Source organism: Bordetella bronchialis (genome assembly GCF_001676705.1).
Lineage (GTDB): Bacteria > Pseudomonadota > Gammaproteobacteria > Burkholderiales > Burkholderiaceae_B > Bordetella_C > Bordetella_C bronchialis.
This window is the reverse complement of the sequence record NZ_CP016170.1, coordinates 2,679,094-2,699,690: the sequence shown is the minus strand read 5'-3', so window position 1 is coordinate 2,699,690 and position 20,597 is coordinate 2,679,094. Positions and strand designations below refer to the sequence as shown.

Sequence of the window (20,597 nt, the reverse complement as noted above, 5' to 3'; positions counted from 1 at the left end):
GCCAGGAATCAGCCGCCCGCCGGGGGCATGACGTACAGCACATACTTCCGCGGCGCGGACTGCACGCCCCATACGGTGCGCCGCACCGCAATCGCGACGGGCGGAGCCCCGGAGTAGCCGGCGGCGGCATGTTGGCACTGGGCGTCGTCGTCGCGGCAGACGAACAGGACGCCCTGGCGCCGGACCTGCATCCGGTCGATCCACGGGGTCGTGCCCGGATCGAAAATGTCCCAGTAATGAATCCGCTGGCTGGCGTAGAACGCGACCGCCCTTGCTTCCTTTTCGTCGCCGGCCACGATGGCCAGGGGTTCGCCGACCCGGCTATCCCACACGGCGTGCGCGGCCCGCGCCAGCGCCTGGCGCGGCTCCATGGCGCCGCGGTCGTGATGAATGGCCTTGAGGTAGCCGCCGCCCGCCGACAGCACCAGCGCCAGGATCCAGTAGACCGCCATGATCGCTGGAATGCGCCGCGTCTCCAGCCCGATGCCGGCATTGGCGAGCACCGCCAGCCAGAATGCACTGATGGCGAACCACTGCGCATTGCCCCAAAGCGGGGAAAAATGCGTCCGCGTGGCCAGGGCGAGCACGCAGATGGCCACGAAGGTGCCCATGGCAAGCCACCATAGGTCGCGGTGCAGCGAACGGCGCACGAAGCCATGCAGCATCAGCTTGGCCGCGCGTCCGCGCGAATGGCGTGCCAGCAGCCACAGGAAAGCCATGCCGGGCAACAGATAAAGCAGTTGCGTCATGGCGTACCGCACCAGCTCGCCCGCGACGGCCGGCAGCGGCCGCACGATTTCCTGCATCCGCTCGTCGGCGTAGGCGAACGTGGGCATGTCGTTTTGCGCCAGCCAGCGCAGATGCGGCCAAAGCACGATCACCCCCGTCATGACCGCAAGAAGCGTCTGCGGCTGTTTCAGGCGCGCGCGCCATGCGGGCCGGCATAGCCCGGCCAGCGCCAGCCCCGCCAGCAGCGCCACCGAGAAATACTTGCCTAGCATGGCAAGGGCGGCGGCGGCGCCCAGCGCCATGGCGGCCCGGCGCGACCCCGTCTGCATATACCGCACGAAGAAATAAGCGGTCCAGGGCCACAGCGACAGCAGCACGGTATTGGCGTTGAACTTGATCGCCAGCGTCGTGTAGATGGGCGATACCGCCATGGCCACGCCGGCCAGCGCGGCCTCTCGCGCCGGCAGGAAGCGGCGCGCCAGCGAGACGATGCCGCACACGCCCAGAATGGCGTTGGCCATCGACAACGCGAAATACGCCGCGTCGGTATGCGGAAAGACGCTGAACCACGCCGCCGTCATCCACGCGAACAAGGGCGGATGCTTGTAGTAGCCGGGCTGCCAGGCTATGCCCCAGCTGTAGTTTTCCAGCATATCGCCCGCCCAATCCAGATTGGCGCGATACAGCCAGGAGGCGGCCGTCCAGACGGCGAAATGAATAACGAGCAATACGGACAGGCGCACCGATCCGCTATCGGCATCGGCCAGGCCGCGATGGCCGGGGGAATAGGAGGGAACGAGGATTTCTGCCATGGATCCTGAATAGCGAACGGAATGGCGCATCCCACTCCAATGCCATTTAGGAAAGCCTGGGAGCCACGACGTTCCGCGGCCTATTCCTGGCAACGTTGAACATGCCGTGGAAGCCGGACAGTACCGGCCGTTGAACCGCCGCAACAACGGCGGCAGGCCGTGCAACTTCCGTCAAACGCGCGTGCGCCTCACGGATGTGGCGCCGTGCGACTCATGGACCCTGGCGTGCCGCGCACTAGTAATGCGGCGGCAGTTCATCCCGCGGACCGCGCGAGCCCGCCTTGGCGTCCTCCATGTCGGCCAGGCGCCCGCGCAGCTGGCCGATCTGCTGGGCCAGCCTTTCGATCTGCGACTGCTGCCTGTGCACGATTTCGTTCAGCCGGTCCAGCAGGTCCTCCGCGAAGCCGGCCTTGATTTCCAGTTCCTTGACACGATCCGCCAGGTCCCCTGCTTCATCCATTGCCATCAATACCCCATTGCCGCGCCGGCCGGACGGCGGGCGTCGTTGGCGCCATACAGGTAACCGGGCCGGACGGCGCCGGATACGGATGCATCGTTGCCCGAACTGGCCGCACCGTCCTTGCGCGCTTCGTCGGGCAGGCCCACCAGCACCAGTTCCGCCGCGCCCCAAGGCGTCTGTTCCACCATCTTGTATCCCATGCCGCGCAGAATACCCAGCGTATCGGGCGACAGGCCGTATTTCTCGTAATAGACCTCGTCGGGCAGCCACTGGTGATGGATGCGCGGGGCATCCACGGCTTCCTGAGGCGCCATGCCATGGTCGATGACATTGATCGCCGTTTCCAGCGTAATGGTGATGATGCGCGACCCGCCCGGCGAGCCCAGCACCATATAGGTCTTGCCATTGCGCGTGACCAGCGTGGGCGCCATGGAGGACAAGGGCCGCTTGCCGGGGGCGATCGCGTTGGTGGCGCCCTGCACCAGCCCGAACAGATTCTGCGCGCCGAGCTTGGTGGTGAAGTCGTCCATTTCGTCGTTCAGGAAGAAACCGGTGCCCGGCGCGATCACGCCGGCGCCGAACCGGCCGTTCACCGTATACGTGGTGGACACGGCATTGCCGTCCTTGTCCACGATGGAGTAATGGGTGGTCTCGGTCTTCTCGTGCGGCGCCGCCCCAGGGACGACTTGCGCGGATGGCGTGGCGCGGTCGGCGGCGATCTTCTCGCGTATGGCCGCGGCGTAGGACTTGCTCAGCAAGCGCCCCAGCGGATTGTCGACGAAGGCCGGATCGCCCAGGTAGGTATTGCGGTCCATATAGGCGTGGCGCATGGCTTCGGTCATGACATGCACCGATTGCGCCGACCCGTAACCCATGGCGCGCAGGTCATAGCCGGACAGGATGTTCAGGATCTGGCACAGGGTGGTTCCGCCGGAACTGGGCGGCGGCGCCGAAACGAAAACGTAGCCCCGGTAATTGCAGGTGACGGGTGCCGTCTCCGCGATCTTGTAGGCGGCGAAATCCGCGGCCCGGATCACGCCGCCGCCGCGCATGGACGCCTGCTCCACCGCGGCCGGTATGCGGCCTTTGTAGAAGGCGTCGGGCCCGGCGTCCGCGATGGCCTGCAGCGTGCGCGCCAGGTCCGCCTGCACCAGGCGGTCGCCCGGCTGCAGCGGCGTACCGTCGGCGCGCAGGAAGACCTTGGCCGCCTCCGCGTCGCGACGGAACATGTCCGTGCTGGTGTCCAGGATATCGGTGTCCGCGCGGGTCAGCACGAAGCCGTCGCGGGCCAGCCGGATGGCCGGCGCCATCACGTCCTGGCGGGACAGCCGGCCGTATTTGCGCAGCGCGGTATCCATGCCCATGACGGTGCCGGGCGTGGCGACGGCGCGGTAGCCGTACAGGCTGGCGCCCTTGATCAGTTCGCCCTTGGCGTCCAGGTACATATCGCGCGACGCGCCGGCCGGCGCGGTCTCGCGGAAATTGATGAAGGTATCGCGCCCGTCGGCCAGGTGTATGGTCATGAAGCCGCCGCCGCCGATATTGCCGCAACAGGGATTGACCACCGCCTGGGCGTAGCCCACGGCGACGGCGGCGTCGATGGCGTTGCCGCCCATTTTCAAAATGTCGACGCCCACCTGCGTGGCCAGGTATTGCGACGTCACGACCATGCCGTTGCGGGCCTCCACGGCCGGGGCCGACGCCGCGCGCGCCGCCAGCGGCACGCCCGCCCACAGAACCGCCGCGAGCAGCCCCGCGGCCACGCGGCCAAAGCGCTGAATAGCCATCGTTTCATCCCCTTGCCATGGTGGTGTTATCCAGGAGCGGGCATTGTAAGATGCCGCCGATGTCACGGAACCTATCCTATCCCAAAGCCATGGCGCGGCGCCACGTGTTGAGCCTGCTGGGATTCATGCTGGCCTATGCCTGCCTGGCGGCGGTCAGCATGCGCGAGCGCGACGCGGTCACCTTGTCCACGCTCTTCTGGCCGCCCGCGGGCGTGCTCATGGCTGCCCTCATGCTGAGCCCGCCGCGGCGCTGGTGCATATGGATGGTCCTGGCGGCGACGATGCATATCGCGATCGGCATCGTCGTCGGCGAACGCCCGCTCGCGGTCGCCCTGGTGTTCGCCGTGACCGACCTGCTGTTCTGCGGCGCCGTCGCGTCCTTGTGGCGCTGGCGCGCGCACGCGGCCGATACCTTGGCCACGCTGCGCGCCGCGCTGTGGTTCATCGTCCTGCTGGCCGCAGGCAGCGTGGGCGGTGGCGCGCTGGCCGCCTTGGGCCTGCGTGCGGTCGATGCCTCCGCATCGGCCGAACACTGGTATGTATGGAGCCTTGCCGGCTTCGTCGGCTGCATCATCACCACGCCGGCGATCCTGGCCTGGTCCCGCTTTCGGCCCCGCGCGCTGGCCGAGCAGAACATGCTGCACCTGTGGATCGGCCTGATCGCCGCGTTCGCGTTGCTGGCCGGCACGAATATCGTTTTCAACAATCCGCCCAAGGGGCCGCATTTCGTCTGGCACGACGGCTTCGGCATGAGCTACGGGCCACTGCTGTTCGTCGCCATCGTGGCCCTGGCATGGGGCGCGGCCGGCAGCTCGCTGGTGGTGGCGGGACTGGCGCTGCTGGCCGGCTCCTACACCCTGAGCGGCATGGGCCCCTACGCCAACATCGCGCACTTCAGCGGCGAGCCGCTGTTGGCCGTGCAAGGTTTCCTGGGCTGCGCCGCGCTGTTGAGCCTGGTCACGACGGCCCTGTCCGCCGACCGCGAGCAGGCCTTGAAACGCACCGCCGCCCTGACGCGGCAACTGGAAGCGGCGCTGCACGTCAGCGGCCAGGTCGCCTGGGAATACCGCCGCGCGGAACAGCGCCTGTCCTGGCTGGGACGGCTGCCCTACGGCATCGAAGTGCCCGACGGCCCGATGAGCCTGGACGACTGGCTGGCCCGCGTGCACGCCGACGACCGCGACCGCGTGCGGGCGTGGCTGCACACGGGTGCCGATTCCTATGCCCTGCGGCGGCTGCGCCTGCGCATCCGTGGCGCCGATGGCGGATTTCACGCGACGGAAATGGCCGGATCGGCGATGAGCCAGGTGCCGGACCGGATGACGGGCCTGATGGGCACGGCCGTGGACGACGCGCAATACCAGGGCTTGCCGTGACGCCGGGCTTGCCGCTCCGCCCGCTGTGTTGTCTTCAAAGCCGCTGGACTTCGCGTTCGATCTCGTCGACGGTCCGCGCGAACCGCGCCAGGAAATCCGTCATCCGCGGCGAAAGCTCCGGCCCGGGCGTACCGCGCAAGGCGTCCTCCAGCGCATTGCCTTCTTCCACGACGGGCCAGTGCCCCAGCATGCTCAGCGCGCCCAGCGCGCGGTGCAGCCAATCCGCATAGCGTACGCAAACCTGCGGGCACACTCCCGACGGGGCCTGGGCCAGGTCGGCCCGCAAGGCCGACAGCGATGCCCGCAGGAATTCGCGCAGAACCGCATCGTCCTGGCGGAAATGTGCCCGCAGCGTGTCCAGCGCCAGGCCGGCGCGCCGCTCCGGCATCCGCGCGAGGCCGGCATCGGGCGGTTCGCTGGCCAGCGCGGCCGTCACCGCCCCCGATGGCAGGCAGTCCAGCAATACCGCGCGCAGTCTATCCAGCGTGACGGGCTTGCGGATGCGCGCGTCCACGTCCGTCGTGCATGGCTCCTCGGCGTCCGCCTTGGCGGTCACCATCACGACGGGCAGCCGTGGCGAAACGGCACCCTCGCGCCTTTCCTCCCGGCGCCACGCCCGCACCAGTTCGGCGCCGTCCATGGCGGGCATGTGGCAATCCGTCAGGAGCATGGCATAGCGGCCCGAGCGCAAGGCCTGCAGCGCGGCCGCGCCATCGCCCCGCACATCGCAGGCATAGCCCAGGGTGGCCAACTGCCGGCGTATCAGGTCGCGGTTGATGGCATGGTCGTCCACCACCAGCAGGCGCGGCACATCGCGCGCGAGATCATGCGTAGCCGTCACGGCATCCGCCGGCGCCGGCATGGACGTCGGCGTGGCGGGTATCGCGGATGTGGCGGATGCGGCGGATGCAACGGACGCGGTCGATGCAAGCGATGCGGCGCCACGCGGCCGTTGCGTGCCGGCGGGAACCGGCCGCGGCGCGGCCACGGGAGACACCGGCAACCGGCACACGAACGTCGCGCGCGTTCCTTGGCCGGGGACGCTGTCGAGCACCAGCTTTCCTCCCATCAATGCCGCCAGCCGGCTGGACACCGACAGGCCCAGGCCGCTGCCGCCATAGTGCCGCGAGATCGACGGCTCGGCCTGGCGAAACGGCGCCATCACCTGCGACAGCTTTTCGCGCGGAATACCGATGCCCGTATCCGCTACGACGAAACGCAATGACTGGTGGCCGCCGTCCGCGGCATCCACGGTCAGCGTCAGCCGCACCTCGCCCTGCGAGGTGAACTTGGCGGCGTTGCTGATCAGATTCGTCAGGATCTGGCGGATACGCAAAGGGTCGCCGAGCAGCGCGTCGCTGACCGCGTCGTCGATTTCATAGTTGGTGTCCACCCCGCGGCGCCGCGCGGGCTCGCCCATGACCATGACCACGCTCTGGATCATGGCGCGCAGGTCCACCGGCACGGACTCCAGGCTCATGCGGTTGGCCTCCATCTTGGAGAAGTCCATCACCTGGTCCAGGATCTGCAACAGCGAATTGGCGGACGAATTCACTGCCATCAGCATCTGCCGCTGCTCCGCGCCCATCGACGCGCGCATCAGCAGGTCCAGCATGCCGATGATGCCGCTCAAGGGTGTCCGGATCTCATGGCTCATCGTGGCCAGGAAGGTGGACTTGGCCAGCGCGGCGCTATCGGCCAGGTCGCGCGCCGCCTGCAGCTGGGCCTCGACGGCGCGCCGCCGCATGACCTCGCGACGCAATTGCCAATAGCCCAGCGACACGCCGATGGCCGTGGCCAGCAGCAGGACCATGGCCGGGAAGACCTCCCGCCAGAACGCGGCGGGGCCGATGACGAAACCCTGTTCCATTCAGGTCCCGACCGGCGCCAGCGCCAGGGGCTGGACGCCGGCCTGCGGCCCGACACGCATCTCGTGCGTATGGAAGCGCGCCAGCGTATCGCGGTGCGCGACGCTGATCACCGCCGCGTCGGGCAGGCGCTGCAACAGGGTTTCGTACAAGTGACGCTCGGTATCGGCGTCCAGCGAGGACGTCGATTCGTCCATGAAAAGGAAGTCCGGCTTCAGCAGCAGGGCCCGCGCGAACGACAGCCGCTGCTTCTCGCCGGGCGACAGCCGGCGCGACCACGCATCGGTCACGTAGAGCTGGTCGGCATAGGACTCCAGCCGGCACAGGCGCAGCGCTTCCGCGCAGGCCTGGTCGCTATAGGCGTCCGTGGCTTCCGGATAGCAGACCGCCTGCTTCAAGGTGCCGTCCGGCACATACGTCGACTGGGGCAGGAACAAGGCGACGCGGCCATGCGCGCGTTCGCCGGCCGGCATGGCCAACGCGCCGGACGCATGCGGCCACAGGCCCGCCAGGGTCCGCAACAAGGTGCTCTTGCCCGCGCCCGAGGGGCCTCGCACCAGCCAGCGCTCGCCGGGCCGCACGCGGAAGGCCGCCGGGACCGCCAGCGGCTGGCCATCGGGACGGAAGACCTGCAGGTCGCGCGCGGCTACTTCGTCGCGCTGTTCGCGCGCCAGGCGATCGTGGTCGCCCTCGCCCATCCGGGTGCTGAATTCGCGCAAGCGGTTGATCGTGGCGCGCCAATCCGCCAGCGTGGCATAGCTGTTGATGAACCAGGAACAGGCGCCGCTGACCTGTCCGAAGGCATTATTGAGCTGCATCAGCACGCCCAGGGTGAAGGCGCCGGCGAAGTAGCGCGGCGCCGCCGCCACCAGCGGAAAGATGATGGCGACCTGCCCGTAGATCGAACTGGCGAACACCAGCCGCTTGGTATAGCGCATGATCTCGCGCCAGTTGTTGCGGACCGCGCCGAACGCGGCGCGCGCGCGCCGGCCTTCCTCCGGACCGCCATCGTAAAAGGCGATCTGCTCGGCGTTTTCGCGCACGCGCACCAGCAGCACGCGGAAATCGGCCTCTACCTTCTGCTGGCGATAGCCGACGTCCACCAGGCGACGCGCGATCTTGTGCACGGCGAAAGAACCGAGTATGCCGTAGATCACCGCCGCCCAGACCATATAGCCCGGAATCTGCACGGGATGGCCGAACACCGCGAAACCCAGCGCGCCGGACAGCATCCACAGCAGCGACACGAAAACGCAGAACGTCGCGATGGTGGAGATCAGGTCGATGGAGAGCGCCAGGGTATTGGACGCCATGCTGCGCAGGTCCTCCGCGATGCGCTGGTCCGGGTTGTCGACGATGTGGTCGCGTTCCATGCGGTAATACGAGCGGCTGACCAGCCACTGGCGCAGGTAGACGTCCGTCAGCCATTGGCGCCAGCGGAATTCCAGCATCTGGCGAAAATAGATCTGCGCGGTGCTCAACGCGATGAAGATGAAAGCCAGCAGGGTAAAAACCAAAACCAAGTGTGTGAACGCGGGAAGATCGCGCTTGTCCAGTGCATCATAGAACGTGGCGTACCAGGTATTGACCCGCAGGTTCACGTAGACGATCGCCAGGTTCAACGCCAGCACCAACGCGAGCAGGCCCCGGGCCTTATGGCGGTCCTCGGAAACCCAGTAAGGCTTGATCAGCCGCCATGCGGAAACCTTCTGGCCGTGCGCCGGAAACATGGCGCCCAGCAGGGCCGGGGAGGTCTTGCCGCCGTTGTCCAGACTGTGGCCGGGGCCCGCTTCCGCCGGGGAAGGATGCGCTTGTCCGCGGGAACCGCCCTGCTTTGCTCGATCTGAAACCATGGTTGTGGACTCGTAAGGTGATGCCGTTCAGACATACCATTACCGAGAAGGTTTCAACGCTTGCCCGGCCGCCGCGTATCAGGCTGGGCATGGCCGGCGGCTTACATTCAGCCTAAAGGCAGGGCCGCTTCAGGCAGGGCCGCTTCAGGCTTGCTCGCCGAACGTGTGCCGGGTATCGGGCGCGTATCCGCGGCGTGGTAGGTGTGGACTACGGAAAACTTGACCTGGTCGCTCTGGTTGCGCCCCGCCGCGTGCAAGGTGCGGCAGTGGAAAAACAAAACATCGCCGGGTTCGAGTTCCGGCGTGACCGCGCTGGCGATCAGCGCGGCATTCTCGGGCAGGTCCTCGCGCAGAAATTGCGCGGCATCGAAGCGTTCGGCGGGAAGATCCATGACGTGCGATCCGGGCACCAGCCACAAGCCGCCGTTATGGGCGGTCTCCGGGCCCAGGGCCAGCCACGTGGACACCAGGTCTTCGCGGTCGAAAGACCAATAGCGGATGTCGCGATGCCAGCCGGTCAGGCTGCCGAAGCGCGGATGCTTGGTCATGACACAGTTGTGATGGGCGCGCGACAGCACCGCCGGCTGGCCGAAATAGCGCTGCAGCGAGGCCGCGACGGCCGGGTCGGTGGCCCAGGCGGCGAACAGGGGGTCGCGCGCATAGGCGTCCAGCAGCCGCCGGACCGTACCGCCGCCTTCGGCCTGGCGCGACGCGGGGGCGCCGGGATAGGCCAGGTCGGCCTCGTATTCGACCGGCGCGGCGGCCTGCTCCAGTTGCGCGGTGGCCAGCGCCCGCAGCGCATCGCGGCGCGCGGCGGGCAGGAAAGCGCGGGCGACGACGAAGCCCTGCTCCCGCAGGACGGCGAGTTGGGCAGGGGTAAGCGGCGAAGACATCGAGTTTTCCGGAGGCGAAGCACGCATCGGGCAGGCGATGCGCCAGGGTTTCATGCCACGCACGGGATTTTACGCCATCGCGCAAGGCAGCCCTGCCGCCGCGGATCGCGGCCGCCGCGCTTGTGGCGGGCATTTGCCAGGCACTAGAATTCGCGGATGCAGCGCAAAGACTTCGGATCCATGGAATGCCCCGTCGCCCGCGGCCTGGAACGCGTGGGCGAGTGGTGGAGCATCCTGATCCTGCGCGACGCGCTGCAGGGCCTGACGCGCTTCGACCAGTTCCAGAAAAGCCTGGAGATCGCGCCCAATATCCTGGCCCGCCGGCTGGCCTCGCTGGTGCAATCGGGGCTGCTGGAAAAACGCCTGTATAGCGAACGGCCGCCGCGATACGAATACGTTCCCACCGCGATAGGCCGCGATTTCCAACCCGTGCTGATGGCACTGCTGGCGTGGGGCAACAGGCATTTCGCGCCGGAGGGCGCCCGCGTGGTCGTCGCCGAACAAGCCACCGGCCGCATCGTCGAACCGGCCGTGGTCGACCCGCAGACCGGCAAACCCCTGCGGGCGCCCGACTATGCGATGCGACCGGGCCCGCTGGCCAGCGAAGCCCTGATCCGGCGACTGGCGGGCGGCGGATCGCTCGCGGCGGATGCACCGGCCGGCGATACCTGATACCTGATACCTGGCCCTGCCCGCTCATACGCCTGGGTATTGCCGCCGCGCACGGCCCCGCGCTCAGGACACGCCCGGCACGTTCATTCCCGCCAATCCCACCAGGGCGCCCCCCAGCAACAGCCACAGGGGGTGCAGCCTGGTGCGCCACCCCAGCACCGCGACGGCGGCGACGATGGCGCCCAGCAGCCAGCCCTCTACGGAGGCTTCGGTAATCAAGGCGGCGCTGGCCGCCAGCAAGCCCACGGTGACGGGGAAAATCCCCGTCTGCGCCACCGCGCGCCAGGGCTTGTCCTTGAAGCGGTCCCACAGGCGCATCACCAGGATGGTCACCAGCGAGGACGGCACGAATTTGGCGACGCTGCTGACCAGCATGCCCTGCCAGCCCGCGATGTGCCAGCCGACCATGGGCACGATCATCAGGTTGGGGCCGGGCGCGGCCTGCGCCAGCGCGAACAGCGCCGTGAAGTTTTCCGCCGTCATCCAGTGATGCACGTCGACGACCTGGCGCTGCATCTCCGGCAGAATGGTATTGCCGCCACCGAAGGCCAGCAGCGACAACTGCGTGAACAGGATGGCGAGCTGGATCAGGACCGTGGTCATCGACGCATCCTCCAGGTGATCAGGATGCTGAGCGGCGTCAGCACCAGCATGGTGGGCAGCAGCGGCACGCGCAGCACGGCGATGGCGATAAAGCACAGCACCGCGACCGCCATGCCCCAGCGATTCTTCAGCAAGGGCGCGCCTATCTTGAAGGTGAGCGAAATCAGCAGGCCCGCCGCCGCGGCCGCCAGCCCCGCGAACAGGTGCCTCACGTGCGGATCGTCCTGGTAATGCTCGTAGACCACGCCCAGCATCATTACCACGATGGTGGGCACGAGCACGAAGCCCAGCATCGCGCCCACCGCCCCCGGCACGCCGCGAAAGCGCATGCCCAGCGCGACCGACAGGTTGATGATGTTGCCGCCGGGAAGGAACTGGCACAGCCCCAGCAGCGTGGTGAACTCTTCGCTGGAGATCCACCTGTGCTTTTCCACCACCATGCGGCGGGCCAGCGGCAGCGCGCCGCCGAACGCCGTCATGCCCAGCCAGAAAAACCCGATGAACAGCTGCCAGACGGTGGGAGGATCGGCGAGCGGCTGCTCGATCATGGGCGCTGCGGGATGGGCTGCGGGCTTCATGCCTGAAGATCCATGGAGAAGTTGCGGGACGGGGGACGGCTTCGACACCGCCGTCCACGGCTGCGGACGGCGGACCGGGCGGGGTGTCTTATGTATTATATAAGAGTGGCAAAGCACGGCACTCCGTGGCTGCATAAAAAAAAAGCCGGGCTGCGCGTCGGCAGAGCCCGGCCTTCAACGAGGTTCGTCCGCCATCAGGGCAGATCGGCCTCGCTATCCACGTATACCAGTCCGGCTTCGCGCAGCTTATCGCGCATGCCATAGATGTCCAGCCCCAATTCCCCCGCGGCCAGGCGCTTGCGGTTCAGGGCTTCCTTCTGCAGGCGCGCGTCGCAAGCCTGGGCAACCTCCCCCGCACGGCGGCGCGGCACGATGACGACGCCGTCATCGTCGGCCACCACCACGTCTCCGGCGGACACCATGGCGCCCGCGCACACCACCGGCAGGTTGACCGAACCGGGGGTCGCCTTGATGGTGCCCTTGGCCGAGACCGCCTTGGACCACACGGGAAACCCCATGTCCTTCAGGGCCTGCACGTCGCGGCAGCCGGCATCGATGACCAGGCCCACGATGCCGCGGGCGCGCATGGAGGTCGCCAGCAGTTCGCCGAACATGCCGTCGGTATTGGGCGCGCTGCAGGCCACGACCATCACGTCGCCAGGCTGGCAGAGCTCGATGGCCACGTGCAGCATCCAGTTGTCGCCAGGATGGGCCAGCACCGTCACCGCGCTGCCGCCGATCGCGGCGCCGGCCTGGATGGGCCGCATGTACGGCTGCAGCAGCCCGCCGCGGCCCTGCGCTTCATGGACGGTGGCGGTGCCGGCGGCGGCCAGCCGCGCGATGACCTCGCGGTCGGCGCGCGGGATATTGCGAACTGCGAAACTCATGAACCTCTCCGGAGAAAGAACGCGGGCCGCTGCCGCGGCCCGCGCGATGCCATGCCCTGGACGGCGATCAGTCGGCCTTGATGTTGGCCGACTGGATCACGCGCGACCACTTGACGGTCTCGGCCTGCACGAAGGCGCCGAAATCCGCCGCGCTGCCGGGGGTCGTGACGGCGCCCAGTTCCGACAAACGCGTCTGCACGGCGCTATCGGCCAGCGCCTTCTGCAGGGCGGCATTCAGCGTGGCCACCACGTCGGCCGGCGTGCCCTTGGGCGCGCACAGGCCCCACCAGACCGAGGCAGCCGCGTTGGGCAGGCCCAGCGAGGCGATGGTCGGCACGCCGGGAAGCAGCGCGGAAGGCTTGTTGTCCAGCACGGCGAGCGCCGTCATCTTGCCGGCCTTGATGTGCGGAATGGCTTCGACGGGATTGATCGCCATGAAGCTGATCCGGCCGCCCAGCATGTCGGTAATGGCGGGGGCGCCGCCCTTGTACGGCACGTGCAGGGCCTCGAACTTGCCCTCGCTCTTCAGCAGTTCGCTGGCCAGGTGGCCCGAGCTGCCATTGCCGGCGGTACCGTAGGTCAGCTTGTCGGGATTGGCCTTGCCGTAGGCGATCAGGTCGGGCAGCGCCTTGAACTCCGACGACGCCGGCACGACGACGACCAGCGGCGCGTAGCCGATGGCGCCCACCGGAATCAGGTCCTTGGCGGGGTCGAAGTTCAGGTTCTTGAACAGCGAGGCATTGCTGGCCAGGGAATTGGACGAGGTCAGCAGGGTGTAGCCATCGGCCGGGGCGCGGGCCACGATGTCCATGCCGATATTGGTCGCGCCGCCCGGGCGGTTGTCGATGATAATGCTTTGCTTGAGCGTTTCGCCCATCTTCTGGGCCACCAGCCGGGTGACGATGTCCACCGCGCCGCCCGGCGCATACGGGACGACGATCTTGATGGGTTTGGACGGATAGTCGGTTGCCTGGCTCATGCCCGGTATTGCGGCAAAGGCGACGGCGGTCGCCAGGCCGGCAACGCGGAAAAACTTGGAAAGCGCGCTGCTTGCTCGCATTCGGGTCTCCTGTTTAAAAAGATTACGGACTATTGCAGCCTCTATAATGGTTTACCCTTAGTCATAGCGTCCAATACTTTTTCCATTGCGTATTCATATTCTTTTCAAATAACCATGGATTTCCGCCAACTCCGCTATTTCGTGGCGGTGGCCGAGGAACTGAGTTTCAGCGCGGCCGCCCGCCGCCTGCACGTCAGCCAGCCGCCCTTGAGCATGCAGGTGAAATCCCTGGAAGACGAACTGGGGGCGACGCTGCTGCGCCGGACCAAGCGCCACGTGGAATTGACCGAAGCGGGCACGCTGTTCCTGGACCAGGCGCGCCGCGCCCTGCAGCACCTGGAACGGGCGGGCGACGTGGTGCGCCAGGCCATGCAGGGCGAAGCGGGCGAAATCCGCGTGGCGTTCACCGCCTCCGTGCCGATGTTCGAGGCCTTTCCGCGCATCGTCCAGGCTTTCCGCAGCCGGCATCCCGCCGCCCGGGCCGATCTGCTGCACATGTCGACCGGCCAGCAATTGCAGGCCCTGGCCGATCGCAGCATCGACGTCGGCTTCCTGCGCCCGTCGATACTCTTCTGTCCGCCGCCGGATATCCGGGTCGTCACGCTGTGGAGCGACCGGCTGATGGCCGCCCTGCCCGCCAGCCATCCCCTGGCGCGGGAGGACGCGCCGCTGCCGGTGGCGGCGCTGGCGGGTTCGTCCTTCATCCTGTTCCCGCGCGGGCTGGGCTGCGGGCTGTTCGAGCATGTCGGTGTCCTGGCAAGCCGTGCCGGCTTCGCCCTGCAGGTCGGCCAGGAAGCGCGCGAAGGCGCCACCATCGTGGGCCTGGTGGCGGCCGGGATGGGGGTGTCCATCCTGCCGGAAACCTATGCCAGGACGGGGATACCCGGCGTGGTCTATCGCCCGCTGGACACGCCGGACGCCGCCAGCCAGATCCTGCTGGCGCACCGGTACGACAACGACACGCCGCTGCTCGCGCGCTTTTTCGAGACGGCCGCCGCCAGCTGACGCCGCGCCCTTATTTGGGCGTGGCGAATATCGTGATAGTGAATTCGGTCAGGCTATAGCCCATATCGTCGGCGATCTGCCGCAGGCGCCGCTCGATTTCGGGATCGACGAATTCCTCTACGTCGCCAGTCGAGGTGCTGACCAGGTGGCCATGATGCCGGTCGCCGTCGTTCAACTCGAACACGGCCTTGTTGCCGCCAAGCTGGCTGCGTTTGAGCAGCCCGGCCTGTTCGAACTGGGTCAGCACGCGATAGACGGTGGCCAGGCCCATTTCAACGCCTTCGTTCATCAGATGGCGATAGACGTCTTCGGCGCTGAGGTGCCGTTGCTCGCTGTTGCGGAACAGATCCAGTATTTTCAGGCGTGGGAATGTGACTTTGAGCCCGATACCCTTAAGATCGACCGAATCCGTCATGTCTGGCCTCCACCTGCCAAGATAACCGCCCGCGCCCCGGCGACAATGGCATCATGCGCATGGCGCCGGACCGAACCGGCAGTGCGCGCTATCGCGGGAATCCCCAACCAATGAGCAATTCCAACCTGCATTACCGGACCTTCCTGTTCCTTCTGATCGTGGTATCGATCGCGTTCGGCTGGATCCTGTGGCCATTCTACGGCGCCGTGTTCTGGGGCACCATCCTGGCCATCATATTTTCCCCGCTGCACCGCCGCCTGCTGGCGCGCCTGGGCAAGCGCCGCAACCTGGCGGCGCTGATCACCCTGCTGCTGTGCGTGTTGATCGCCATTCTGCCGGTCATCCTGATCACCGGCTCGCTCGTCCAGGAAGGCACGGCGCTGTACCAGCAGATCCGTTCCGGCGACCTGAATTTCGGCCTGTACCTGGAGCGCATCCTGAACGCCCTGCCGCCCTCCGTGCATGCCTTGCTGGACCGCTTCGACATCGCCGACGTCCGCGGGCTGCAGCAGAAGCTCAGCGCGGCCACCGTCCAGGGCAGCCAGTTCCTGGCCACGCAGGCCTTCAGCATCGGGCAGGACACTTTCCAGTTCGTGGTCAGCTTCGGCGTCATGCTCTACCTGCTGTTCTTCCTGCTGCGCGACGGCGCCACCCTGTCGCGCAGCATCAGCCGGGCGATCCCGCTGAGCGAGGCCTACAAACAGCACCTGGCGCGCAAGTTCACCACGGTCATCCGCGCCACCATCAAGGGCAACGTGGCGGTGGCCGCCACCCAGGGCCTGCTCGGGGGCCTGGCCTTCTGGGTGCTGGGCATCCAGGGCTCGTTGCTGTGGGGCGTGCTGATGGCTTTCCTGTCGCTGCTGCCGGCCATCGGCGCGGCGCTGATCTGGGTGCCGGTGGCCGTGTACTTCCTGGTCACCGGCGCGATCTGGCAAGGCGTGGGGCTGATTGCCTTCTGCGTGCTGGTGATCGGCATGGTGGACAACATCATGCGCCCCATCCTGGTGGGCAAGGACACCAAGCTGCCGGACTGGATCATCCTGATTTCCACGTTGGGCGGCATGGCGCTGTTCGGCCTGAACGGCTTCGTGATCGGCCCCCTGATCGCGGCCCTGTTCACCGCGGTGTGGGATCTTTTCGCACTGGAAGGCGATACGCCCAACGAGGAATGATGCTTACCAGGGGAAGTCGATCAGGTCGCCGTACAGGCGCCGCAAGGTCGCCTTGACCTGCTCCGACCCCTGGTACACCGCGATAAGCTTCAACAGCCGCGGATCCTGCGCGCGTTCCGGCAGGGACACCCAGCGTATGGCGTAGCGGCGCACATTGCCGGGGTCGTTGTTGTCGAAGGCCAGGCCGTCTTTTTCATCCAGCCCGCCGTGCTTGGCGAAGGTGGTATAGGTGGCCGAGGCCGTGACATCGTCGAAGGCGCGGGCGGCCTGCGCCCCTTCGATCGCCACGAATTTCAGGTCCATGGGATTGCTTTCCACGTCCAGCAAGGTGGCGCGTTCGGCGGCGCCGGGCTTCAACGCGATCAAGCCCATGGACTGCAGCAATAGCAAGGCCCGGCCGGTGTTGACCGGATCGGCCGGGATACCGATGGACGCGCCGCGCGGAATGGGTTCCCCGCGCTTCACCTTCTTGGAAAACAGGCCCATGGTGGTCGAATAGCCATAGGCCACCGGCACCAGGTTGGCGGCCCGGCTGCGGTTGAACAAGTCCAGGAAGGGCTGGTGCTGGAAGAAGTTGGCATCGATGGAGCCATCGGCGACCGCGACATTGGGCATGACCCAATCGGCGAATTCCACCAGCCTGGCGTTGACGCCCTGGTCGCGGGCCTGCGCGATGGCGATTTCCGTGGCTTCGTTGGCGACGCTGGCGATGACGCCGACGCGCAGCGGCGCCGGCTGCGCCAGCGTCCTGACGGGGGCGGCCGCGAGACCGGCGGCCGCGCCGGCCAGGGTGCGCAGGACGCGACGTCGCGGCGGATGGTCGGGCGCGGGCATGGCGGCGTTCGTCAGGCCGCGCGCCCGGTCGCGAGGTCGTCCGCGGGGCCTTCGCCGAACGGCACGAATTCGCCCGAGTGGGGATCGCGGATGAAAAGCAGCCCCGTCGCCACGCCGAAGTAGGCGCCGTGCAGTTGCAGCTCGCCACGTTCCACGCGCTGGCGGATATAGGGGAACGTCATCAGGTTCTTCAGGCTGTGCTCCACGACGCGCAGTTCCAGGCGGCGCAGGTCGTCCTGCCGCTGGCCGGTGCGGTCCACCTTGCGCGCGGTTTCCTCGATCTGCGACATCCATTTGCCGATGAAGTCGCCCTTGGCCAGGGGCTCGGCGTCGTCGTAGTACGAACGGATGCCGCCACAGGAGGCATGGCCCATGACCACGATATGCTTGACGTTCAAGCCATTGACGGCGAACTCGATGGCCGAACTGGTGCCGTGGTAATGCGAGTCGGGCTCGTACGGCGGCACCAGGTTGGCGACGTTGCGCAGGACGAAGATCTCGCCGGGGCCGGCGTCGAAAATCAGTTCAGGCGCCACGCGCGAGTCGCAACAGCCGATGACCATGATCTCCGGGCTTTGCCCTTCCGCCAGCTGGCGGAAGCGGTTGCGTTCGGCGGGAAAGCGTCCCGCGAGGAAATCCTGGTAGCCGGCGGTAAGCCGCTTGGGGAAATTGAAGGTATCGCTCATGCTGATCAGCCTGCATCGAAATCGAAGCCTATTCTAGCGCCCCGTCGGGCTGCCCCGCCGGCCTACAATGCGGGCATGCGTGACAAAGGACTCCCGCCTCCGTCCACCGGCGACCTGTTCGGCAGCCCGGACGACGAAACGCCCTGGGATGAACCCATCGCCCCCGGTGCGGTGCTGCTGCGCCGCTATGCCTGCGCGCGCGCGCCGCAAGTGCTGGCCGCGGTCAAGGCCATCGCCGCATCGGCGCCTTTCCGGCACCTGATCACCCCTGGCGGCCAGCGCATGTCCGTGGCCATGACCAACTGCGGGGCCCAGGGCTGGATATCCGACCGGCGCGGCTACCGCTACGGTGCGGAAGACCCCCTCAGCGGCCGTCCCTGGCCCGCCATGCCGGAGGTCCTGTCCACCCTGGCGCGAGAGGCCGCCGAACGCGCCGGCTATGCCGGCTTCGCCCCGGAGGCCTGCCTGATCAACCTTTACCGTCCGGGTGCGCGGCTGACGCTGCACCAGGACCGCGATGAACTGGACCTGGACGCGCCCATCGTGTCCATTTCCCTGGGCTTGCCGGCGACCTTCCTGTTCGGCGGCCTGCAGCGCGGCGATCGCCCGCGCCGCTTTCCCGTGGTGCATGGCGACGTGGCCGTATGGGGCGGGCCGTCGCGGCTGGCTTTCCATGGCATCGCGCCCCTGCCCGACGGCGTGCATCCGGCCACCGGCGCCAGCCGCGTCAATCTGACTTTCCGCAAAACCCGCTAGCGGACCGGGGCCGCGCTCGCGCCGGCGGGCGGTCCGGCGCGAAGCGCGGCCCCGGTCCCGCCCCGCCGGGCGGACCCGCCGCATTCGCCCGCCCACGCATCATCCGCGCGGATGATGCTGCGCGTGCAGGCTCTTCAGGCGCTCGCGCGCGACATGCGTGTAGATCTGCGTGGTCGAGATATCGGCGTGGCCCAGCAGCATCTGCACGACGCGCAGGTCCGCCCCATGGTTGACCAGGTGGGTGGCGAAGGCATGCCGCAGCACGTGCGGCGAGATCGGCGCGCGGATGTCGGCCTCGCGCGCATACCGGCCCACCATCAGCCAGAACGTCTGGCGGTGCATGGCCTCGCCGCGTACCGTGACGAACAGGGCGTCGCACAGGCGCCCGGCCAGCAACAGCGGACGCGCCTGCTTCACATAGCGGTCGATCCAGTGCGCGGCCTCCGCGCCCAGGGGCACCAGGCGATCCTTGCCGCCCTTGCCGCCGACCACCCGCACCACGCCTTCGTTCAGGTTGACATCCAGGGCCGCCAGGCCGACGAGCTCGGACACCCGCAGGCCGGTGGCGTACAGGGTTTCGAGCATGGCCTTGTCGCGCAGGCCGAGCTCGGTTTCCACGCGCGGCGCGCGCAGCAAGGCGTCGACCTGCGCCTCCGACAGGGTCTTGGGCGTGCGCAAAGGCTGCCGGGCGGAACGCACGGCCAGGCAGGGGTCCTGGGCGACCAGGCGTTCGCGCAGGGCCCACTGGAAATAGCGCCGCAGGGCGGACAGCCGCCGGTTGGCGGTGGTCGGGCGGGTATCGGCGTGTACCGAGGCGAACCAGCCTTCGATATCGCCGGTCAGCGCCGTGGAGATACGGCGCCCGTGGTTTTCGTGCAGCCAGACGTCGAAGGCCGCCAGATCGTTGCGGTAGGCGCCCAGCGTGTTGCGCGACAGGCCGTCTTCCAGCCACAGGGCGTCGAGGAACTGCGCGACGCTGGGATCGATGTCGCGCCGGCTTTGCAGCGACGGCGCATCGCCCGGGGCGGTACGGCGCGGAGGCGAAGCCGCCATGCGCGATCAGCCGCCGGTAGCCCGCGCCGAGGCGGACGCCGTGGCGTCCAGCGAGGCGTCGGCGCCGGCTTGTGCCGCCTGCTGGCGCGCGACCCAGGCGTTGTACCCGCCGGCCAGCGCGGACACATTGCGATAGCCCGCCCGGAGCAGGCGGTCGGCCAGGACCGCGGCGGAGATTTCCTCCGGGCAGGCGCAGTACACCACGATGTGCGCGTCCATCGGCCACTGTTCCTTGGCGATGGGCCCGCGCGGATCGACCACGATGGCGCCCGGCAGGGGGGCGTCTCCGCCGGCGCGCACGTCCAGCAGCACCGGCACGCAGCCCTGCGCCTGCATTTCGTCGAGTTCATCGAGGGTGACCCGGCGCACGTGGGCGAAGCGCCGTATCGTGCGCTTGCGCCGCGCCCAGCGGTAGGCCAGATAGCCGGCCAGCACCACGGCGATGGCGACCAGCCCATAGACCCCGTAATCGCTCAGCATATCGAGGATGTCGCCCACCATGTCATTGAAGGCGATGCCGATAAGCAGGGCCGAACCGGCCCAGATCAGCGAGCCCGCCGCGTCGTAGGCCAGGAAGCTGCGGAACCGCAGCCCGGCGAAGCCCGACATCACGGTGGACAGGGCGCTGGCGCCCGGCAGGAACTTGGCCACGAGCAGGATGCGCGGGCCGGTACGCCAGTACAGCGATTGGGTCTGGCGTATGCAGGAATCGCGCGAGATCGACACCCGGCAGACGGTGTTGAGCAGGCCGCTGCCGAAGCGCTTGCCCCCGGCATACCAGGCCGCGTCGGCGATCAGGCAGGCCAGCACGGCGGCGGCCAGCGTGACGGCCCACGGCAGATCGCCATGCAGGACCAGCGCGCCCGCCACGACCAGCAGGGGATACGCCGGGATGGGCAGGCCGGCCTGCTCCAGCAGCACGTTCAGGAATACCAGGAACGGGCCGTACTCCAGCAGCAGGGTCTCGATGTCTTTCAAAGCGGTTCTCGTGAGGTAAAGCGGCACGCCCCGGCGGCGTGGGACAACGGCGCGACGGGCCGCCATACCGATACGGCGGCCCGTCAGCACCATATCGGATAATGAGGGCGCGCCGGATAT

The 20,597-nt window shown here is 67.8% G+C and carries 20 protein-coding genes; 5 read left to right on the top strand and 15 right to left on the bottom strand.

Annotated elements, in window-relative coordinates; all coding sequences use genetic code 11:
- Positions 1 to 8 precede the first annotated feature (8 nt).
- The 3 genes from BAU06_RS11945 to ggt form a co-directional block, all read right to left on the bottom strand.
- A complete protein-coding gene (locus BAU06_RS11945) occupies positions 9 to 1,541 on the bottom strand; it encodes a glycosyltransferase family 39 protein (protein ID WP_066349249.1) in 1,533 nt (510 codons plus the stop codon).
- Positions 1,542 to 1,776: 235 nt separating this feature from the next.
- On the bottom strand, positions 1,777 to 2,001 hold the full coding sequence (locus BAU06_RS11940; protein WP_066349246.1) for a SlyX family protein: 225 nt from the start codon (positions 1,999 to 2,001) through the stop codon (positions 1,777 to 1,779).
- A 5-nt stretch (positions 2,002 to 2,006) separates the two neighbouring features.
- Positions 2,007 to 3,671, bottom strand: coding sequence for a gamma-glutamyltransferase (gene ggt, locus BAU06_RS11935; RefSeq protein WP_231934086.1), 1,665 nt, complete (start codon positions 3,669 to 3,671; stop codon positions 2,007 to 2,009).
- A gap of 176 nt (positions 3,672 to 3,847) precedes the next feature.
- Here ggt and BAU06_RS11930 point away from each other — a divergent pair, with 176 nt between their 5' ends.
- Complete coding sequence (locus tag BAU06_RS11930; RefSeq protein ID WP_197509495.1) at positions 3,848 to 5,164, top strand: MASE1 domain-containing protein; 1,317 nt, start codon at positions 3,848 to 3,850, stop codon at positions 5,162 to 5,164.
- 34 nt (positions 5,165 to 5,198) lie between these two features.
- Here the strand turns inward: BAU06_RS11930 and BAU06_RS11925 are convergent, their stop codons facing one another.
- The 3 genes from BAU06_RS11925 to BAU06_RS11915 all read right to left on the bottom strand — a co-directional run bounded on the left by BAU06_RS11925 (position 5,199) and on the right by BAU06_RS11915 (position 9,778).
- The gene (locus BAU06_RS11925; RefSeq protein WP_066349237.1) at positions 5,199 to 7,034 is read right to left on the bottom strand and encodes an ATP-binding protein; all 1,836 of its coding nucleotides are present in this window, start codon (positions 7,032 to 7,034) and stop codon (positions 5,199 to 5,201) included.
- Positions 7,035 to 8,762 (bottom strand): ABC transporter ATP-binding protein/permease, encoded by a 1,728-nt coding sequence (locus BAU06_RS11920; RefSeq protein ID WP_066349233.1) that lies wholly within the window; start codon positions 8,760 to 8,762, stop codon positions 7,035 to 7,037.
- 230 nt (positions 8,763 to 8,992) lie between these two features.
- On the bottom strand, positions 8,993 to 9,778 hold the full coding sequence (locus BAU06_RS11915) for a phytanoyl-CoA dioxygenase family protein (protein ID WP_066349232.1): 786 nt from the start codon (positions 9,776 to 9,778) through the stop codon (positions 8,993 to 8,995).
- A 156-nt stretch (positions 9,779 to 9,934) separates the two neighbouring features.
- On the opposite strand from BAU06_RS11915, the gene BAU06_RS11910 reads away from it, so the two are divergent.
- A complete protein-coding gene (locus tag BAU06_RS11910; protein ID WP_066349231.1) occupies positions 9,935 to 10,450 on the top strand; it encodes a winged helix-turn-helix transcriptional regulator in 516 nt (171 codons plus the stop codon).
- Positions 10,451 to 10,513: 63 nt separating this feature from the next.
- Here BAU06_RS11910 and BAU06_RS11905 read toward each other — a convergent pair whose 3' ends face one another.
- From BAU06_RS11905 to BAU06_RS11890, 4 genes are all read right to left on the bottom strand, one after another.
- Positions 10,514 to 11,053 (bottom strand): chromate transporter, encoded by a 540-nt coding sequence (locus BAU06_RS11905; protein WP_066349230.1) that lies wholly within the window; start codon positions 11,051 to 11,053, stop codon positions 10,514 to 10,516.
- Positions 11,050 to 11,631 carry a chromate transporter gene (locus tag BAU06_RS11900; protein ID WP_231934051.1) on the bottom strand — a complete coding sequence of 194 codons (582 nt, stop codon included), beginning with the start codon at positions 11,629 to 11,631 and terminating at the stop codon, positions 11,050 to 11,052. The genes BAU06_RS11905 and BAU06_RS11900 overlap by 4 nt, the downstream gene beginning before the upstream one ends.
- 194 nt (positions 11,632 to 11,825) lie before the next feature.
- Complete coding sequence (locus BAU06_RS11895; RefSeq protein ID WP_066349228.1) at positions 11,826 to 12,518, bottom strand: 4-carboxy-4-hydroxy-2-oxoadipate aldolase/oxaloacetate decarboxylase; 693 nt, start codon at positions 12,516 to 12,518, stop codon at positions 11,826 to 11,828.
- A 67-nt stretch (positions 12,519 to 12,585) separates the two neighbouring features.
- On the bottom strand, positions 12,586 to 13,578 hold the full coding sequence (locus BAU06_RS11890) for a Bug family tripartite tricarboxylate transporter substrate binding protein (RefSeq protein WP_066349227.1): 993 nt from the start codon (positions 13,576 to 13,578) through the stop codon (positions 12,586 to 12,588).
- A gap of 114 nt (positions 13,579 to 13,692) precedes the next feature.
- Here BAU06_RS11890 and BAU06_RS11885 point away from each other — a divergent pair, with 114 nt between their 5' ends.
- Positions 13,693 to 14,583 (top strand): LysR substrate-binding domain-containing protein, encoded by an 891-nt coding sequence (locus BAU06_RS11885; RefSeq protein ID WP_066349225.1) that lies wholly within the window; start codon positions 13,693 to 13,695, stop codon positions 14,581 to 14,583.
- Between the two features lie 10 nt (positions 14,584 to 14,593).
- On the opposite strand, the gene BAU06_RS11880 is transcribed toward BAU06_RS11885, so the two are convergent.
- Positions 14,594 to 14,998, bottom strand: coding sequence for a transcriptional repressor (locus BAU06_RS11880; RefSeq protein WP_066349224.1), 405 nt, complete (start codon positions 14,996 to 14,998; stop codon positions 14,594 to 14,596).
- 110 nt (positions 14,999 to 15,108) lie between these two features.
- Between BAU06_RS11880 and BAU06_RS11875 the strand changes: the two genes are divergently transcribed.
- Positions 15,109 to 16,170 (top strand): AI-2E family transporter, encoded by a 1,062-nt coding sequence (locus BAU06_RS11875; protein WP_066349223.1) that lies wholly within the window; start codon positions 15,109 to 15,111, stop codon positions 16,168 to 16,170.
- Between the two features lie 3 nt (positions 16,171 to 16,173).
- On the opposite strand, the gene BAU06_RS11870 is transcribed toward BAU06_RS11875, so the two are convergent.
- Complete coding sequence (locus tag BAU06_RS11870; protein WP_082988159.1) at positions 16,174 to 17,004, bottom strand: MetQ/NlpA family ABC transporter substrate-binding protein; 831 nt, start codon at positions 17,002 to 17,004, stop codon at positions 16,174 to 16,176.
- 11 nt (positions 17,005 to 17,015) lie between these two features.
- The gene (locus tag BAU06_RS11865; protein ID WP_066349222.1) at positions 17,016 to 17,690 is read right to left on the bottom strand and encodes a carbonic anhydrase; all 675 of its coding nucleotides are present in this window, start codon (positions 17,688 to 17,690) and stop codon (positions 17,016 to 17,018) included.
- 75 nt (positions 17,691 to 17,765) lie between these two features.
- Between BAU06_RS11865 and alkB the strand changes: the two genes are divergently transcribed.
- On the top strand, positions 17,766 to 18,446 hold the full coding sequence (alkB, locus tag BAU06_RS11860; RefSeq protein WP_066349218.1) for a DNA oxidative demethylase AlkB: 681 nt from the start codon (positions 17,766 to 17,768) through the stop codon (positions 18,444 to 18,446).
- 99 nt (positions 18,447 to 18,545) lie between these two features.
- On the opposite strand, the gene xerD is transcribed toward alkB, so the two are convergent.
- Positions 18,546 to 19,499 carry a site-specific tyrosine recombinase XerD gene (gene xerD, locus BAU06_RS11855; RefSeq protein WP_066349216.1) on the bottom strand — a complete coding sequence of 318 codons (954 nt, stop codon included), beginning with the start codon at positions 19,497 to 19,499 and terminating at the stop codon, positions 18,546 to 18,548.
- Between the two features lie 6 nt (positions 19,500 to 19,505).
- Positions 19,506 to 20,477 carry a VTT domain-containing protein gene (locus BAU06_RS11850; protein WP_066349208.1) on the bottom strand — a complete coding sequence of 324 codons (972 nt, stop codon included), beginning with the start codon at positions 20,475 to 20,477 and terminating at the stop codon, positions 19,506 to 19,508.
- Between the last annotated feature and the right edge of the window lie 120 nt (positions 20,478 to 20,597).